This is a genomic window from uncultured Allobaculum sp. (genome assembly GCF_948576815.1).
Taxonomy (GTDB): domain Bacteria; phylum Bacillota_I; class Bacilli_A; order Erysipelotrichales; family Erysipelotrichaceae; genus Allobaculum; species Allobaculum fili.
Map to the genome: position 1 here is coordinate 1 of NZ_CAPAEZ010000055.1, position 17,947 is coordinate 17,947.

The following is a 17,947-nucleotide window of genomic DNA, read 5'->3' on the forward strand; positions in this document are numbered from 1 at the left end:
TTATCCCAAGGAGGCGGTCGAGAAAATACCCGTCTTTTATTTGACGCTTACGACACTCGACTATCCTGTTACTATAGAAAACGAACAAGAAAGGCAGTGCTTTTTCCATCCCGTACTCTTTTCACGCACCCGCCTGCAGGGCTCTTTTCTTTTTGTCCCGAAAATCGTGGCAGCCCAACGAAAGGGGCTTAGGCTGAGCCGGCAGAGGACTTTCTTTTTGAAAAGCGGCTGCGTGAGAAAAAAGCAGACTCATTTCAAAGGAGCGTACATGCAATCGTTTCATCCTACCCCTGCTATCCCTTCAAAATTGCCGGAATACACCCTCTGTAAAGGCCTTTGCCTGATTGATGTGGGCGGAGGACTGCGCGGTGTGTATGCTGCCGGCGTTCTGGACGGTCTTCTTGATCGCGGAATCATGGCCGAGCTGAACATCGGCGTTTCCGCCGGCGCAGCCAACCTGGCGACTTATATTGCCGGACAGAAAACACGAACGTACACGTACTATCACGACTATTCGTTTCGAAAAGAATATGCTTCCCTGCAAAACTTCATTTTTCGAAAATCGTTTTTTGATCTGGACTACATCTATTCGGACTTAAGCAATTCCGACGGCGAATATCCGCTCGATGCGCCGGCTCTTCTTCAAAATCCCGCCAAACTGATTACCGTAGCGACGAACGCGCTGAGCGGGCGGCCAGCATACTTTACAAAGAAACACCTTACGCAGGATGAGTATTCCATTTTCAAGGCGTCCTGCGCTGTCCCGCTGATCTGTCATGCCTATACAGCCTTTGGCGTTCCGTGTTGTGACGGTACCGTTTCGGATCCGATTCCAGTCGATAAGGCGCTGGAAATGGGGGCAGAGAAGATCGTCATTCTGCTTCCGCGCAAAGCGTCCAATATCGAAGAAGACGAATCGGAAAGCCCAATGAATCGTCTTCTGGCTTACACCCGCTATGGAACGCATTTTCCCGCTGTGCTTGATGCGCTCAAGAAGCGTCCGCACGTCAATAATGCGTCGATGCGAAAAGCCAGAGAGCTGGAAGAGCAGGGGAAAGCGCTCATCCTTTCTCCCAAAACGCTCCATCATGTAGAGTCTCTTATGGGAACACCGGAAGCCATCGACGCTCTCTATAAAGAAGGCGTTGCGGACGCGGCAAAGATTGAAGCGTTCCTGCAGGAAGATCCGGTAAAATAGAGGAAACCCTATTCGCAAAACGAATCTGGAAATTGATGTAAAATTCTATCCATCCTCTATTCCTGCAGACCTGCCCCAAAAGCGGTCTAATGCAAGAGGATTTTTATAAAGGAGCTGAACACGTATGAGCAGACTCTCCATTCTGGGAGCGAAGACGTCGGCCGGACTGCTGTCTCTGATTGGACGGGGTGGATCCATGCCGGGATCGATCGCACTGAAAATCGATCCGAACTCGCTTTCCAGACTGAAGTTTCGCGGACCGGTCATTCTTGTGACCGGCACGAATGGAAAAACCTCGACGGCGAACATGTTATCGTCCGTCTTTGAAAAAGCCGGGCGCAAAGTCGTCACCAACCGCAAGGGCGACAACCTGAAAGCCGGCATTACTTCGGCACTTTTGCAGGCGGCGAAAATGAACGGGGAAATCGATGCGGATGCTGTCGTTCTGGAAGTGGATGAACTCAATATCCGCCACGTTCTCCCGGTCCTTCCGGTAAAAGCGCTGGTCGTCAATAACTTCTTTCGCGACCAGCTCGATCGCGCCAGAGAAATGGAGCAGCTGATTGATTCGATTGAAGGCGTTCTTCCCGAATACCAGGGCCTGCTCGTTTTAAACGGCAATGACCCGAATACTGTCCGTCTCGCGCTCAAGGCTCCGAAAGCCAAAGCCGTCTATTTTGGTCTGGCCGAAAACGCCTATTCCAAAAAGACGACAAACGAAGCGAGCGAAGGCAAATTCTGCCCGGTCTGCGGCGAGCGTCTCGAATACGATTTTTATCAGTATTCCCATATCGGCTCATTTCACTGTCCAAAGTGCGGCTTTAAAACGCCAGAGCTCGATGTCGAACTGCAAGATATCAATCTGGACGATCAGTCTTTTGTGTTTGAAAACAAGAAACACAAAGGACCGTACGAGGGCCTGTATTCGATGTACAACTATGCCGGCGTACTGGCGGCCAGTCAGGCGTTTGGCGTAAGTGCTGATGCGTTTGATGCCATGGCCAGAAGCGCTCCGCAACCGGCTGGACGGAATGAAAAATTCGAAAAGAACGGCAAGAGCGTCATTCTGAACCTGGTCAAAAACCCGACCGGAGCCAACGAAGTCATGAAGGTCATCGAAAAAGACGACCGTGAGAAATCCATCGTTATCGTCTTAAACGACCGGGAACAGGATGGCACCGACGTTTCCTGGATTTACGACACCCAGTTTGAAAAGTTCATGAACGATCAGACGAAAAAAGTAATCTGCACCGGACTTCGTGCAGGGGATATGGCGCTGCGCATGTACTTTGGCGGCTATACCGGAGACATGTCGATCGAGCACAATCTCGAACAGGCCGCAGCGCAGGGACTGCAGGCAGCGGATGTGGTGTACGTCATGGCCACGTATACGGCACTGCTCGAAAGCCGCAAAGCCATTGAAAAGGAGATGTCGCTATGAAACTGAAATGCGCATGGATGTATCACGACATCATGGACCTGTATGGAGACAAGGGCAATATCATGACCCTGCAGAGCCGCGCAAAATCGCGCGGCATCGATCTCGAGGTAACGACCGTCGGGATTGGTCAAAAAGCGGATTTATCCGCGTTTGATCTGGTCTTCATGGGCGGCGGCGCAGACAGGGAGCAGATGGCGCTGATTCCGGATTTGCTGGCGCGGAAGGAAAACATTTTAAAAGCACTTGATGGCGGTACCTTTTTCCTTCTGATCTGCGGCGGCTACCAGCTGTTTGGTCAGTATTATGAGACCGCCGATCACAATAAGATTCCCGGTCTGCAGATTCTCGATCTGTATACAGAAACCGGAAAAGGGAAGAGCCGCTGCATCGGCAATATCGTGATCGATGCCGATCTCGATGGACAGACACTGCGTCTGATCGGATTTGAAAATCACGGCGGCCAGACCCTGAATGTCACCTCCCCATTAGGCAAAGTTGTAAAGGGAAGCGGCAATGCGTTCAATGCGGGCTTTGAAGGCTATTACGACGGCCGAATTCTCGGAACGTATCTGCACGGTCCGCTTCTGCCCAAAAACGGCCGGCTCGCCGATTTTGTTCTGGCCAAAGCGATTGCCCGAACCCATCCAGGATTTACCCTCAGCGATCTGGCTGAGCTCGATAATCCCTGGGAAGCGGAAGCCCGAAAAGCTCTGCTCGACCGATTCGGTCTGCAGGAACTGGACGCATAGCTCCGATCCAGAGCGTAGAAAAGCCAGTCCTCATTTTTTCGATATCCATAATAAAAGCTGTGTTCTTATCCATTTTGGCTTTCCAAATGCCGGCTGCAGGCAGATCTGCCAGCCGATTCTCTGGAAAGCTGTGATGAGAGGACACAGCTTTTTGTATAGCCGATAAATAGGAACGGGGCGATTGGAAGTCTGTATACGGACCGGCGCCCTATTTGGATGGATTCTCCTCGTTTTCCATATTGAAGCGGTAAATCTGATACGTTCCGTACAGCCGGCATACCGCCGCGCGGATCACATCCACCATGAGCGTCTGCTGCCAGGAAGGCTCATCGAAAATTACCACGGCCGTATCGCCGCCCTCCATCACATTGTGCAGAAGGATTTCAAAGACGCGCACGAAACAGTCAAAGTCATGAGAGAAGCGGTCGCTTGAACTAATTTCGGTATAAATCGTAATCAGGGAGGCGATCTCCTGCAGCGTAAAGCACTGCTTGAGAATCATGACTACATACAGATAGGCCAGATGATACGCTTTGTAGCGTTTTTTCAGCGGGGGATGAACGATGGAGTTTTTCACGTAATTATTGATCATGCTGGAAGTGATGCATCCCGGCTTCTGGTTGAAATAGAGCGGATCGAGCCAGCGGTTGAGCAGTTCCACGACCTGATCCATGTACAGCGGTACATTCGGGAATTCGGCAAAGCGCGGTCCCTGATAGGTCGCCAGATTGCGGGCGATCTGATCGAGCTTTTCTTTTGATTCGTTGTCAGTCATAGTCTCAGTTTATCAAAAATCTAAACAAGGGCCGGCTGGTTTTGATAGAGAGCGGCACAATTCCCCTGAAAGACGTTGGGATTCTGGAAAGGAAATACCCCTTTCTTGTCGTCTTTCCCCCAAAAATCGCATCGAATGGGAAAAAGGAAGCGTCTTTGAATCGGGAAAGAAATTCTGAAAAAGTCACGAAACCCGCCTTCAGGCTGCCATAAGACCTTCGGGTGTGGGAAGAAAGAGCAGGATAATGTGTACAATTGTGTTATAAAACCCGGTGCGGTTGAGCCCAATGACAGGAACCCTTACAATACGGATGGTGATTTTTATGAAAAAATGGATAAAACTGCTGATGGCTTTTTTACTGGCTTACAGCGCGGCAGCCTGTTCGAAGGAACAGGGCGCTTCGAGCGCACAGCTTCAGGAGGGGGTAACCCTTTCCATGGTAGATGTGCTAGAAGTCGATAACAAGTCGGCCAATACAGTCTTTTTCTACTTTCTGGCCGGCGTAGACAATAATTCCGATTCCGTCTATCACATGAGCAACCTGGTGTATTCGCTGCGGGCGAAAAACAGCAATGACTTCAAAACGATCAATCCGATCGATCAGTTCAAGACGATCGTTACCAACGATGTTCAGCCAGGCCTGTCGACGTACATTTACGGCTATATCGGCGTTCCCAAAACGTCAGATCGAAACCTTGGTCTTTACATCGAAAAGGATGATACTTTCCTTTCGTTCTCGTCCACAAGCATCCGTAAAATCGATGATTCCAAAATCAAGAATTCCGATGAAAAGAAATTCACGATTTATGAAGATGAATATTACGAATTTGATGTGGATGCATCACAGCTTTCCTATCGTTATGAAAACGGAAAGTCGATCATCGAAGGCCTGAAAATTAACTACCGCAATAAAACGGATCAGCGCCTGGTTGTTCCGTATCTTTCCCCGATCTGCACGATCGACGGCTACGATTTCTCCGGTATGGCCAACGCCGACGAGCTCCGGGCAATGAGTCAGGAGCAGATCGAACAGTACGCGTTTACCGATAAAGGTCTGCCGGCAAAAACCGAAAGCATTCGCGCACAGGCGTACGGCTATGAGCTGTTCTATCTCGGACCGCAGCAGGAAGTTTCTGCTTCGATTCTCTTTGAAGCGCCGGATTCCGTTCCAGATTTCGCGTCCAAACTCCACAATGGAATTACCGTCAATATCAATTCGCCGTCTTTAGGCTATCGACAGATTCTCAAAGTCGACTACTAAGTCCAGAGATTTCTCCATCACAAATGATCTATAAAAAGCAGGGAGTCCTCCCTGTTTTTTTATGGACTGCCCAAAACGATTCAAGCGTTCAAATTGGCATGCATACGGCTTCTTTTTACAATGAAACACGTAAACAGAACAGATGAAAATCTGGCCGCAATGGCTGACCACTTTGCGGCGCTGTTACAGACCGGATAGAAGAAGTCCCTCATTCTTCTGCCCATTATCCCTCACGAGTCGGCGCGCGAGCGCAATGGCTCACGCATCAGGACTCCTGTTCGATTCCGGAATCATCCCGGCTAAGAAGGCGGAGTCTTTTCTTTTTGCCAAAAAAATTAACCCTCTTCCTGAATTTCGAAGAGGGTTAAGCGGTTATATTGGAGAAAAGATCGGTTCAGTTCGTTTGGCCGATCGGTTCAGTTGCCGGGTTTCGTTTCGTCGCTGGAGCTGCTTCCGGCTGCGGACAAAGAGGAAGAGGGCCCCGATCCATTTTGCGATTTGCTGCCTGACTTTGATTTGCCTGATTTCAGAGAAGCAGCGGACTGGCCAATGGGCGCGCCGCTGCAGGAGACTGCAGCGGCAGAAGAAGAGGAGGATGCAGAAGATGCCTTCTTTTCTACAGTCGCGTAAGATACTGTCTCTGGATGCAGCTCTGGACGCGTTTCGAATTGCGTTTCTGGACTGAAGGTTTCACTTGCTTTGGAATCGGTCTTATCGCTTTGTTCTTCCGTCTCTTTCTCTTTGTGAACGAGTTCGACTTCTTCTATGGAAGCGGGCTGCGGCTTATAGATCGAAAGATTGAGCGCAAACGTTTCAGCCAGCTGATGGCTGCAAAGTTCATGGTCCTTTACCTGGACGTAGCCAATGGCTTCCATGGTCACATAGCCGGAAGAAATCTCCCGAACGGTAATGTAGCAGGGCTGGCTTTTTTCCAGAAGCGTATTCTGCTTCATCAGTTCCAGCGCCTCCGTGCGGATTTTTGTCATATCGTTGCCAACCGCGACGGAGAAGGGTACTTTTACACGTACATATGGATATTTGGTATAGTTTGTGATCGTATCTTCTACAATGGTGGCGTTCGGGATAACCGCCTCTTTCTGATTGTCGGTACGAATCGTTGTAAACATGAGTTCAATAGTCGTGACATACCCGCGATGGCCGGCCACCTGAATGTAGTCCCCGATTTTAAACGGTTTTGTCACCAGAATCTGAATGCCACCCGCAACATTGGCCATATTGCCTTTTAAGGCAAGTGCAACGCCAAGACCTAAAGCCGATACGAGCGAGACAATGCTCGATACTTTAATACCTAAAGCTTCGGCAGCCATAATGAACGATAAAGCGATGATCGCTATATTGGCTGTAGAGCCCAGAAACGTCATCAGCCCCTTATCCTGCGACTTATCTGCGGCTTTCACGATCATCTTTTTCACGCGCGGTCCGATCAGAATGCCAGCCGTCACTTCCACAATGGGAATCCAGGCCGTCTGAAGAAAATGAATCAGATCGGCGGACCAGTTGATTTTCATAAAATGCCCCCTTACTCTTCCATTTTAGAATCCCCGCAAAAAATTCCCTTCTGCCTGCCCGTTTACCCCTGATTGGAGGAGAATAATTGTACGTGGGAAAGATCGAGTGGATTTTGCTGCAGCGGATCAGTGCGCCATGGGAGAAACAAGGACAAGGATTGAGTTTATTTGAAAGATTCGAAGATTTTTTCGGTTTACACGTTTATGGTCTTGACAGGATGATTCTATGGTTGAAGTAATGAAACATATTTTCATTTTCGTCAACATGGAGATGAAAACGCAACTAATCATTTGGGCTTGACTTCTAAAACTATTTGAAATTATTCATAAAACCAATACGTATTAGATTGGAGAAGAAATAAAACAACCGGCAAAGGGTACAATTCTCTTCGATTGATTCCTTCTTTGATAGATAATAACCGCTTACAAATTTCTAAATTACGACATTATTCTTATGAATGGTACGAAAATTCCGAATATTTTCGAATTTTATCGACTATTTCATGTGAAATATCCATAATTGTAATAGTTACAGGACAATCAGTTAAAGATTAATGAGATCTGCTATATAATTTATTCACAACAGATTGAATTGAGTTCAGTACGATGAAATAATGGTCAGATTGTTTCTGGAGCCGATTAGAACTCAAGGAGGACTCACTCATGAGTAAAACCAACAAAATCAAGAGCCTGCTCGCACTCAAAGGTGTGAAGAGCGTTGACTACACCTACGCGCTCGGTCTTTCCCGTCCGCAGGCCCTCAACACCAAATATTCCCGGGATGCGTTTTCGGGCGATGACCTGATCCGCCTGGCAGAACTGACAGGCACTCGTCTTGCCTTCGTAGACCCCTTCACAAGAGAAACCCTGGTCATGTTTGACTCAGGCGACGTAAAGCCGAAAGAGACTGAAGAATAAACTGAGTTCCAATTGGTGAAGGAAACCGGATCGTAAGCGGAAAGCATAATCGCATGCTTTCTGCTTTTTTCATGCTCACGGGTCGTAAATTTGAAAGAAAACAGGACAGACCCGTAGACAGCAGCTTTGCAGGCGATATAGAAAAACGTCCCTTTCTTCGACTGGAAATTCGATAGGGAAGGGACGTAAGAATTGTCAGGTTTTGACCAGAACGCCTGCAGTGAAGTTTATTCGGTGCGCAGCGCTTCGACCGGATTCTTGCGCGAAGCCATCGAGGCAGGAATGAGTCCGGCAATCATGGTCAGCGCGAGGTTGATCAGAACCAGAATGACCGCTCCGTTAACCGGGAGACTGGCAATACCCGCAACGCCGGTCAGGTTCTGGACGATCATGGAAATTGGAATGTCCAGCAGTGCAGTAATTCCAATTCCAAGCAGACCGGAAATCAGGCCGATGATAAAGGTTTCCGCGTTGAATACTCTTCGAATATCCCGTTTGGAAGCACCCAGGGCACGGAGAACGCCGATTTCCTTGATGCGTTCGAGAACGGAAATGTACGTAATGATTCCGATCATGATCGAGGATACGACCAGCGATACAGAAACGAAGCCCATCAAGACGTAGGAAATCAGGTTGATGACCCTCTGTACGCCGGAAAGCATTACGCCCACGGTATCGGTATACGTGATAATGTTTTCCGGTTTTCCTTCATCGTTCTGAACGTTGTTGTATTCGGTGATCAGATCGCCAAGCTTTTCCTTGTCATCAAAGCTCCTGGCATACAGCTTGATGCTGGATGGTTCGTTGAGATCGATGACGCCAAGATCCGAAAGGTTGGAATCGTAGGTGGCGTTGATGTTGTTGTTATAGGTGGTGATGTAACTGAGCAGCTCTTCCTGGGGCATGCTCTGCATCTGCATCATCTGTTCAGGGGTAAGCTGATCCATCGAGAACTTCTCGCCGTTGGTAAATTCGCGTCCGGTAAAGACGTTGATTTTCGGATCGGCTTTCTGTTCCTTAACGATTTCGGAGGCATCCGCTTCGTCGGCTGCCCAGTTGCGCAGGGAGGAATCGTAAAGAATTCCACCTAATGCGGTTGAGGAAACAGTCTTTTCAGCCGGTTTCACGATACCGACAATTTTCACCGACTTGGCTTCCTTTTTAAGCGCGTCCTTGATGAAGTCTTCGTTGTCGGACTGATCAATCCAGAGACCGTTGACTTTCTGATACAGCGCGGAGTTTGGCAGGACGGAAAGCTCCATGCCGATGAAGTCTTCGTTGGTGTAGTTTTTCGTTTCGGAAACTTCAATCTTGTCGGTTTTGCCATCTAAAACGTTCTGATAGTTTTTCACCAGTTCGTCCTGATCAAGCAGACCGGCAGAGTAGAGGGCGTAGTCGGTAATTTCGTTGTTCTTATCGACAGCCAGCAGAATTTCACTTTCGTCTTTTGGCCAGGCGCCGTCGATCAGCTGGTAATTGTCTTCGCGCAGAGCCTGGGAATCCGGCATCTGGGTCCAGATTTCCTGGTTCATCGGCGAACTTACCCCAAACGCGGACTGAACCTGGCCCATCTGACTAAAGCCGAGCTTATCGATCAGTTCGTTCGGCGATACGCGTACCAGACCATAATCCGAATTGGAATTGAAGACAGTCATATCCATGCCGTACGAATATTCAATGGCTTTTGCGGTGGATGTGAATTCATCCCCCTGATCCGATTCCAGATATTTCTTGAATTCGGCGAGGTTGTTCGTCTTGGATGAAGAAATGGAATCCAGAATGGATTCGACCATTTTCGAGGTCGTGATTTTTCCGTCTTCCATTTCGCTGGCTTCTGTCTCGTCCTGCATATCCATCATCGCACTCATCATGACCGACATGTCCATCGTGTTGTCTTTCAGCTCAATCGGATAGTCCGCCATCGTATCGTTCTCAACGCGGGTAATATAATCCTGAACCCCGTTGGAAAGGGACATGATCAGACCGATTCCGATAATGCCGATGGATCCCGCAAAGGAAGTCAGAAGCGTTCTGCCTTTTTTGGTCATCAGGTTGTTGAACGAAAGGGAAAGGGCTGTCCAGAAGGACATGCTTGGCCGTTTGAGCTTCTGCTCTTTGGCTTCTTCCTTTACTTCTTTAACCGGCATGGAATCGGAAATCATCTTGCCGTCCTTAAGGCGGACAATTCGGGTGGAATAGCGTTCGGCCAGTTCCGGGTTATGGGTAACCATGATGACCAGACGATCCCTGGCGATTTCCTTAAGCAGTTCCATGATCTGCACAGAAGTCTCGGAATCCAGCGCACCCGTCGGTTCATCGGCCAGAACGATTTCCGGATCGTTGACCAGAGCACGGGCGATTGCGACACGCTGCATCTGACCGCCGGACATCTGGGTCGGCTTCTTGTTGATCTGATCTTTCAGACCGACTTTTTCAAGCGCAGCGATTGCCCGCTTCTTTCTTTCTTCCTTAGGAACTCCGGAAAGCGTCAGGGACATTTCGACGTTCTTGAGTACGCTCTGATGCATGATCAGGTTGTAGCTCTGGAAAATAAATCCGATTCGATGGTTTCGGTATGTGTCCCAGTCTTTATCTGTATATTCCTTCGTGCTTTTTCCATTGATGATCAGATCGCCGCTGGTGTACTGATCGAGACCGCCAATGATATTCAGAAATGTCGTCTTGCCGCAGCCTGAAGGGCCGAGGATGGAGACGAATTCATTGTCCCGGAATGTGACGCTCAAGCCGTTGACCGCATGAACGATCTCATCGCCGGAGTAATACTCTTTGACAATATTTTTACACTGAAGCATTATTCGCTCCTTTCATGAATTCTTAGATAGAGTACAGGAAAAATGTGGAAATTCCATGGCATACGTCCAGCAAGATCTGACATTTAATTTTCTGTTAAGGAAATCAACCGATACGGCCGCTGCTCTTTTGTGGTATCGATCTTTTTCTTTTGAAAGAACTCGAACCTATATAGAAATACTATATAGAGTATCTATTGATTTTTCCGATCTCCCCGTTGGAAAACAAGAACAATCCTGCATTTCAGCTGTCGCGGACGATGGAATTTTGATGAACCGTCCTGAGTTAAAAACGAAGCAGATTTCGCCAGAAAAGCGCCTCCTTATCTCGTAAAGATAAAGAGGCGCTTTTCCATGGGGGTCAGTTATCCACTCTCCGGCCAGAACAAAATCGGTTTGAGGGAAGGAATGAATCGCTGTATGCAAAATGCGGCATTAGCATATTTGAGATCGGATTATCAAAAATTAGTAATTTTGAGAATTTAAACAATCGAGATATGTAAACGATTACAATTACACTAGTGATTACTTTTTCGTGATTACAGCTGGTCCTGTTCCGAAATCCGGGCAAGCTTTTCGGATCTGGATCAGTTCCTGACTCCTGAAAAGGAGAATCGCCGCAAAGAATCTAGAAGCCATTTCATCCTGCGCAGGGCAAGGCGAAGGATAAGTTGTGCGTTTTGCGGCCGAATCGGTCTTCTTCTATTCCATTGTCACTCGTGACAGACTGGCGAACTCCGGGCAGTTTCCAACTAAGAAGACTGATTCAAAAGAGAAAAAAAGGCTCTATATAGAAAGGAAAAACATGAAAAAACATTCACGCATTTTTCTTCAGGTTCTCTGCAGCGGATGCATGGCTTTTGGAAGCGTTACTTCTTCCCTTATGCCGGTCTTTGCGATTGAAGAAACAGATCCAGGTGCACTATCCGAAGTTCCTGTCGCAGTGCCGAATCTTACCAAACTGCCCCTCACGGTGGATTTAGAAGGAGAGTCCTGGGAAAGCGGCAACGGGGCAGACAAAGCAATCGATGGCGATATGGGCACCATTTTTGACGGCCTGAAGAACAGTTACATGGTATTCGATCTTGGCGAAGAGAAAACGATCGCCGGTATTGGATACTGCCCGCGCACCAACGCAGGCAACAATAATTATGCCGTCAGAACGCAGTATGGCGTGATCGCCGGAAGCAACGATAAAGAGACCTGGACGGATCTTTATACCATTCCGGAAGTCCCCGCTCAGAACAAAATTACCCAAGTACGCGCTTCTTCGTTTAATGAAGGCGTTTCTACATCCTATCGCTACATCAAATATTACAAAAATGAACGAGGAACGAACCCCGATGCAGATTATGTAAACATTGCAGAATTTGAAGTGTATGGAGAAGGTACTGATTATGTCCTTTCGGATCTTTGCGGTTTGAAAGGAAACGTTTCAGCGCTTCCGCAGTCTGTTATAGCTGGCGGAGTAGAAAGAAACGTAACCTGGCAGATTCCGGATCTTGACGGTCGGATTCCGTTTTCGGTAATCGATGTAACTGGAACCGTTGAGGCAGCGGAAGGTCTTCCAGAAGGGGCCATTACTGCGAAAGCCTGGCTGTATCCTGCAGATCTTGAATATCTGATCAATGGAAATGCAGCAGAGAATGATCCGCTCTGGACACTGGCTAAAAAACTCTATCCAGGACTGCTCAATACAGAAGCCGCAGATCAGGGATGGGAAGAAGGAAAATCCTGGGGCGTCATCGGTGAAAAAACCACAGGCACTGCCGCCAGCGACGGCGATTACGGAATTACTGGATCCAATTCCTCCCTTAGTCCATATGACTATGGCTGGTGGGCTGGAACGAAGAATGAGGATTCCCAGAATTTAAAGATTAAGCTGACGCTTCCAGCCGGAAAGCATACGATTCAGGTCGGTACCCATGGATACTGGTGGAATTCGGACAGCCGGCGCGGTCAGAAGGCGTACTGGCGTCTGGAAGACGGAACGGAATACGAACTTGGCGACTGCAGCAGCACCGAAGAGAATGCGCAGGCTTTCCGTTATGAAATTGATCTGAATACTGACCAGACGGGAACGCTCGTATTCAAAAAGACTGGAGAAAAAGAGCCGACCATTGCCTGGGTTACTGTATCCGGAAAATACGATGGACTGGATCGTTCCACTCTGAATACGTTCTATGATCATGTAAAAGATTACGAGTCCGCACAGTACAGCGCGCCTTCCTGGGAAGGATTCCCCGACGCGCTTGCAGCTGCCGCAGAGGCACTCAAAACTCCGCTGCCTACCGAAGAAGCAGTAAGTGAAGCTTTGACCAATCTGCAAAGAGAAGCTGCTGAACTGAAGCGTCTGTTTACGCTGACGTTTAAAAACGGAAACGAGATCTTCTATACAGTAGAGAATGCTGTAGAAGGCGGCCAGCTTAGCAGCTATATCCCTGCGGAAATCCCGACTGGACCTGAGGGCAGTGTATTTATCGGCTGGGGCATTCAGGACGGAGATGTCCTTTCCGCAGCCGCCTTGAATTTACAGCCCAGTTCAAAGGGGATACGATCAATCTGGCAAAACTGGTAAGCGATAACGAAAACAAACTCGGTACGGATGATCAGATTCCGGATATCTATACAGATGAATCCTATACTGCGTTCAAAACGGCCATGAATGCTGCTAAAGCAATCACAGAAAAAGAACTGCCTACAGTGGATGAAGTGAAATCCGCTGAAGAAGCGCTGACAACTGCTGTAGCGGGACTGAAAGATGCGGTTATCTTTATCTTTAAGACCACGGAAGAGGATGCTTCTCCAGTAAAAGTAAAAGTGGAAAAAGATTCTGCTCAGTCCGTCTGGGAAAACAAAGTTCCTTCTTTCACCCGTGAAGGATTTGTCTTTACCGGCTGGGATGCTGAGCTTCCTCAAACAGCCATGGCTTCGACCACATTTATCGCCCAGTGGAAATCTGCTCTTGTCAGTCCAGTCGCATATTTTCCGTTTAACGGAAACCCGAATGACCACGTTGGAAACTGGGACGGGGTTTCGATTGAGAAAGATGGAATCAGTTACGATGACGAAGGCAAAAATGGCCAGAGTATTCATATCGAACCCAACAAAGGTCTGAAATTCGAAGAGACTTTCGGTATCACCGACGATTCCGACTGGACCATCAGTTTCTGGGCCAAATCCGATCTCGAATATTCGACAAGTACTTCCGATCTGAGAACGTATTCCATTATGCAGGATAAGACTGAGAATACGGAACTTGCTCTGCGCCTTGGTCAAACAAACATTGGGTTTGGCATTCGTGTGAATCCGACAACTAGCGGCGTTCTTACTCTTAACACAACTCCATTCTTAAATCAGGACGAATGGAATCATTTTACCTATGTCCATGATGAAACTGCAGGTAATTTGAAAGTGTATGTTGATGGAGAACAGAAGGGCGAAATGCTGAACGATGCACAACCGGGATGGAAAATTCTTTTCCCGGGATTCTATCTTGGAAAATCCGATTTCCAGGGATCGGTAGATGAACTGCGTATTTTCGATAAAGCCTTGACCCCGGAACAGATCACTGAAGTCTATAAAGATCCTCAGCAGGCGATGAAGATGTACACGATCACGTTCAAATATGGTAATGACGTCCTTGCTTCCGATGAATATGCGAAAGCCACATCTGCATCGGAGATTCAGGCAGCTGCTGAAAAAGCACTTGAAGACAACAACATCACGGCAGAAGCAGGCATGATCGCTTCCTGGAATAAGGAATTTGCGGACATCGATGCAAACGAAGAATACGTCTTAACTTTTGTTGCGGATAAAACGGATCTTCAGGCTGCATATGCGCAATGCTCTCTTTTGACTAATGACGCTCACAGTTGGACTGAGGCTTCCTTCGCGGCGCTGACGACTGCCCTTAATAATGCAAAAGCAATCCTGGATAAGGCAGATGCATCTGTTGCTGAAGTTGGTGCTACTCTGAGCGCCCTCAATTCGGCCCATGCGGGACTGAAAGAAGCTGTGAAGGTTACCTTTGATTCCAAAGACGGATCTGCAGTGGGTCCAGTTTATGCTCCAAAAGGGGAAGTTTTTGAGGCTCCAGAAAATCCGACACGCAGCGGATTCGAATTTGCAGGCTGGTTTAAAGATGAAGCCTTCGAAACCCAATTTGTATTCGGTACAGATACCGTCGAAGAAGAGACGACACTGTACGCAAAGTGGGTAGCAACCGATAAAGCGCCGCTTGGTAAAGCACTTGATCTGGCAGCAGATGTTCTCAAGAGAAATCTGATGAGCGCAGCAGATCATGAGGCTCTCAATACATCCATTACCGCCAATCAGGAAGTTTACGAGGCAGTGGATTCTACGGTAGAACAGATTAATGCTGCAGTTCAGGCGGTTCTCAACGTGCTTCAGGATACGGATGCAACTGGTGTAGCCATCACAGGCGTATCTGGCATTGCTTCTAAGAGTACGAAAAATTCGACTACAGAAGGCCGCAATTCCAGAATTGAGGAAACACTCGACAATGATCCGCAGTCTTATTACCACTCGGATTACAGTACAAGCGAGCTGGTTGCCAAAGATCGAAACCTGTTCTATGACCTTGGCGAATCGAAAGATCTGTTTGCGATCAGCTTCCTGCCCAGACAGTACACTTCTCCGATTAACGGAGACCTGTTTAATGTTGAAGTATATGCGGGAGAATCTGAGGAAGAAATGATATGCGTAGGTACCTATGCGTTTGACCATGCAGTCGATGGCAATGAGGCGTATTTCAGCAATGAAACGCGCGACCAGTACCGCAACATGTACTTCACCCCAGTTCACGCTCGTTACGTCAATCTGGTGATTAAAGCCACTGGAGGAAAGTCTCAGCCTGTGAACACGACGGCAACCGTGGCAGAAGTAAAATTCTTCTCGCCAAGTGATAAGACGGATTTGAATGCCTCGATTGAAGCAGCAAAAGCAAAATCTGAAGATGCTTACACTGCCGCTTCCTGGAAGGCTATGCAGGACGCACTCGCAAAAGCGGAAGCTGCTGCTGCAAATCCAGCCGCTTATCAGACGGGAGACAACAGCGTGGATGCAGCTAAGGCAGCGTTAGATACGGCTGTTGAAGGACTGGTTGAGAAAGTTACCGTGACATTCGATGTAGACGGTACGGCAACCTCTCAAACTATTGATCCAGGAACTCCTGTCGATAAACCTGCTGATCCAGAAAAGACTGGCTATACCTTCGACGGATGGTATGCTCCAGAAGCGGACACGGCCTTTGATTTCACAACGAAAATCGACACGAGTGTTACGCTGACGGCACGCTGGACGATTAACAGCTACACGGTGACGATGAATGCGGATAACGGTTCTGAAGCGACAACCGTTAAAGCAGACTACAACACAAAGATCACTGCTCCGACCGAACCGACAAAGACTGGCTGCACCTTTGCTGGATGGTTTGCGGAGGATTCCGAAACCGCGTTTGATTTCAATACGCCAATTACTGCGGATCTCACGCTGACAGCCCATTGGACGATTAACACCTATACCGTGACGATGAATGCGGATAACGGTTCTGAAGCGACAACGGTGAAAGCAGAGTACAATACGAAGATCACAGCGCCGACCGCTCCAACAAAGACTGGTTACACCTTTACAGGCTGGTTTGCGGCTGGTTCTGATACCGCATTCGATTTCAATACGCTAATTACTGCAGATCTCACACTGACTGCGCATTGGACGATCAACTCGTATACGGTCACCTTCGAATCGAATGGCGGATCGGATGTTGCTGCTGTTTCAGCCAATTACCACACGACGATTGAAGCGCCGACCGCGCCCACAAAGAACGGCTATACGTTCGCAGGCTGGTTTAAGGACGAAGCACTCACACAGACTTTCAACTTCGCTTCCGATAAGATCACGGAAAGCACGACCCTCTACGCGAAGTGGGAAGCTCCTGTTGAAGAGAAAGTAACCATTACCTTCAATACCGGAAAGGGCAATCCAATTGATTCTGTCCAGATTAAAAAAGGCGAAACGTATACTCCTCCTGCAAACGCAACGCATCCAACCGAAGGATACCGTCTGGTCGGCTGGTTTACGGATGCTTCCTGCTGGGACCGCTACGTACCAGGTCCTGTAAATTCTGATCTGACGCTTTATGCGAAATGGTCAAATATTTATACGATCAAGTTCAATACGGGTGCTCCGGATACGACTGTCGCACGACCTGTACGCTATAACGAAAAAGTCACTGTACCGACCGTTACTGCACCTGAAGGAAAAGTCCTCGAAGGCTGGTATACCGACAAGGAATACACGCAGAAATTTGACCTGGATGCTCCGGTTACTGCAGATCATGAACTCCATGCCAAATGGGTAGATGAGGAAAAAATCACTGTCACCTTCAATACCGGAAAGGGTAATCCAATCGATCCTGTCCAGATTAAGAAAGGCGACACGTATACTCCGCCTGCGAACGCCACGCATCCAACCGAAGGATACCGTCTGGTCGGCTGGTTTACGGATGCTTCCTGCTGGGACCGCTACGTACCAGGTCCTGTAAATTCTGATCTGACGCTTTATGCGAAATGGTCGAACATTTATACGATCAAGTTCAATACGGGTGATCCGAATACGACTGTGGCACGACCTGTACGCTATAACGAAAAAGTCACTATCCCGACCGTTACTGCACCTGAAGGAAAAGTTCTCGAAGGCTGGTATACAGACGAGAACTATACACAGAAGTTTGATCTGGATGCTCCGGTTACTGCAAATCATGAACTCCATGCCAAATGGGTAGATGCAAATCCGGAAGAGCAGCTCGACAAAACGCTGATCACGATGGCGACGGATAAAGCCGCATCCATCCTCAACGCTCTGACCAGCTTCCATAACGAAAGCGCCAAAACAACTTTCACAGAGAAGAAGACAGAAGCAGACAGCGCAAAATCGTCTGCCACAACGCAGAAGGGACTCGATGATCCCGCAAAAGCTCTGAATGACGCAATGCTGAAACTGCGCAAAGCGCCATCCAAAGACACGCTGGATACACTGAAATCTTCCAAATAAACGGTTTCAAAGAAAAGAATGTCAGGGCGTCTGCCGATCTGATCGAAGAGGATGAGCAGAAACGCGAGTTCCTGCTGAATTCAAACAATCTGACGGATCCGTCCTGGTAAATCGGATTTACGCAAATCTTCATTCTTTCAATGCTGTTCACTTAAGCTTCACAAGTGAGCAGTGCCTTGCCTTTCTAGTTTT

Annotated in this window: 10 protein-coding genes; 7 read left to right on the forward strand and 3 right to left on the reverse strand. The window is 48.2% G+C overall.

Features of this window, described 5'->3' with window-relative positions; all coding sequences use genetic code 11:
* The first annotated feature begins 268 nt into the window (after positions 1-268).
* From Q2J39_RS08040 to Q2J39_RS08050, 3 genes are all read left to right on the forward strand, one after another.
* The gene (locus Q2J39_RS08040; RefSeq protein ID WP_288339993.1) at positions 269-1,198 is read left to right on the forward strand and encodes a patatin family protein; all 930 of its coding nucleotides are present in this window, start codon (positions 269-271) and stop codon (positions 1,196-1,198) included.
* A 124-nt stretch (positions 1,199-1,322) separates the two neighbouring features.
* Positions 1,323-2,639 (forward strand): MurT ligase domain-containing protein, encoded by a 1,317-nt coding sequence (locus Q2J39_RS08045; RefSeq protein WP_230267440.1) that lies wholly within the window; start codon positions 1,323-1,325, stop codon positions 2,637-2,639.
* Complete coding sequence (locus tag Q2J39_RS08050) at positions 2,636-3,388, forward strand: type 1 glutamine amidotransferase (protein ID WP_230267442.1); 753 nt, start codon at positions 2,636-2,638, stop codon at positions 3,386-3,388. The genes Q2J39_RS08045 and Q2J39_RS08050 overlap by 4 nt, the downstream gene beginning before the upstream one ends.
* Before the next feature lie 208 nt (positions 3,389-3,596).
* Here the strand turns inward: Q2J39_RS08050 and Q2J39_RS08055 are convergent, their stop codons facing one another.
* On the reverse strand, positions 3,597-4,163 hold the full coding sequence (locus tag Q2J39_RS08055; protein ID WP_288339997.1) for a DUF1836 domain-containing protein: 567 nt from the start codon (positions 4,161-4,163) through the stop codon (positions 3,597-3,599).
* A gap of 322 nt (positions 4,164-4,485) precedes the next feature.
* On the opposite strand from Q2J39_RS08055, the gene Q2J39_RS08060 reads away from it, so the two are divergent.
* Positions 4,486-5,424, forward strand: a complete 939-nt coding sequence (locus Q2J39_RS08060; protein WP_288339999.1) for a hypothetical protein — start codon at positions 4,486-4,488, stop codon at positions 5,422-5,424.
* Positions 5,425-5,840: 416 nt separating this feature from the next.
* On the opposite strand, the gene Q2J39_RS08065 is transcribed toward Q2J39_RS08060, so the two are convergent.
* Positions 5,841-6,953 carry a mechanosensitive ion channel family protein gene (locus Q2J39_RS08065; RefSeq protein WP_288340001.1) on the reverse strand — a complete coding sequence of 371 codons (1,113 nt, stop codon included), beginning with the start codon at positions 6,951-6,953 and terminating at the stop codon, positions 5,841-5,843.
* A 663-nt stretch (positions 6,954-7,616) separates the two neighbouring features.
* Here Q2J39_RS08065 and Q2J39_RS08070 point away from each other — a divergent pair.
* Positions 7,617-7,871, forward strand: coding sequence for a hypothetical protein (locus Q2J39_RS08070; protein WP_230267986.1), 255 nt, complete (start codon positions 7,617-7,619; stop codon positions 7,869-7,871).
* Between the two features lie 227 nt (positions 7,872-8,098).
* Here the strand turns inward: Q2J39_RS08070 and Q2J39_RS08075 are convergent, their stop codons facing one another.
* Positions 8,099-10,684: an ABC transporter ATP-binding protein/permease gene (locus Q2J39_RS08075; protein ID WP_288340003.1), complete on the reverse strand. Its 2,586-nt coding sequence runs from the start codon at positions 10,682-10,684 to the stop codon at positions 8,099-8,101.
* An 802-nt stretch (positions 10,685-11,486) separates the two neighbouring features.
* Between Q2J39_RS08075 and Q2J39_RS08080 the strand changes: the two genes are divergently transcribed.
* Together Q2J39_RS08080 and Q2J39_RS08085 are read left to right on the forward strand one after the other, a co-directional pair.
* Entirely contained in the window at positions 11,487-13,259 is a 1,773-nt protein-coding gene (locus tag Q2J39_RS08080; protein ID WP_288340005.1) for a discoidin domain-containing protein, read from the forward strand.
* 83 nt (positions 13,260-13,342) lie between these two features.
* The gene (locus tag Q2J39_RS08085; protein ID WP_288340007.1) at positions 13,343-17,755 is read left to right on the forward strand and encodes an InlB B-repeat-containing protein; all 4,413 of its coding nucleotides are present in this window, start codon (positions 13,343-13,345) and stop codon (positions 17,753-17,755) included.
* The last annotated feature ends 192 nt before the right edge of the window (positions 17,756-17,947 follow it).

Excerpts from the sequence above, each read along its gene's own strand:
- Q2J39_RS08085 (WP_288340007.1), top strand. The coding sequence starts at position 13,343 with ATGAATGCTGCTAAAGCAATCACAGAAAAAGAACTGCCTACAGTGGAT.
- Q2J39_RS08065 (WP_288340001.1), bottom strand. The coding sequence starts at position 6,953 with ATGAAAATCAACTGGTCCGCCGATCTGATTCATTTTCTTCAGACGGCC.
- Q2J39_RS08045 (WP_230267440.1), top strand. The coding sequence starts at position 1,323 with ATGAGCAGACTCTCCATTCTGGGAGCGAAGACGTCGGCCGGACTGCTG.
- Q2J39_RS08040 (WP_288339993.1), top strand. The coding sequence starts at position 269 with ATGCAATCGTTTCATCCTACCCCTGCTATCCCTTCAAAATTGCCGGAA.
- Q2J39_RS08060 (WP_288339999.1), top strand. The coding sequence starts at position 4,486 with ATGAAAAAATGGATAAAACTGCTGATGGCTTTTTTACTGGCTTACAGC.
- Q2J39_RS08070 (WP_230267986.1), top strand. The coding sequence starts at position 7,617 with ATGAGTAAAACCAACAAAATCAAGAGCCTGCTCGCACTCAAAGGTGTG.
- Q2J39_RS08075 (WP_288340003.1), bottom strand. The coding sequence starts at position 10,684 with ATGCTTCAGTGTAAAAATATTGTCAAAGAGTATTACTCCGGCGATGAG.
- Q2J39_RS08050 (WP_230267442.1), top strand. The coding sequence starts at position 2,636 with ATGAAACTGAAATGCGCATGGATGTATCACGACATCATGGACCTGTAT.
- Q2J39_RS08080 (WP_288340005.1), top strand. The coding sequence starts at position 11,487 with ATGAAAAAACATTCACGCATTTTTCTTCAGGTTCTCTGCAGCGGATGC.
- Q2J39_RS08055 (WP_288339997.1), bottom strand. The coding sequence starts at position 4,163 with ATGACTGACAACGAATCAAAAGAAAAGCTCGATCAGATCGCCCGCAAT.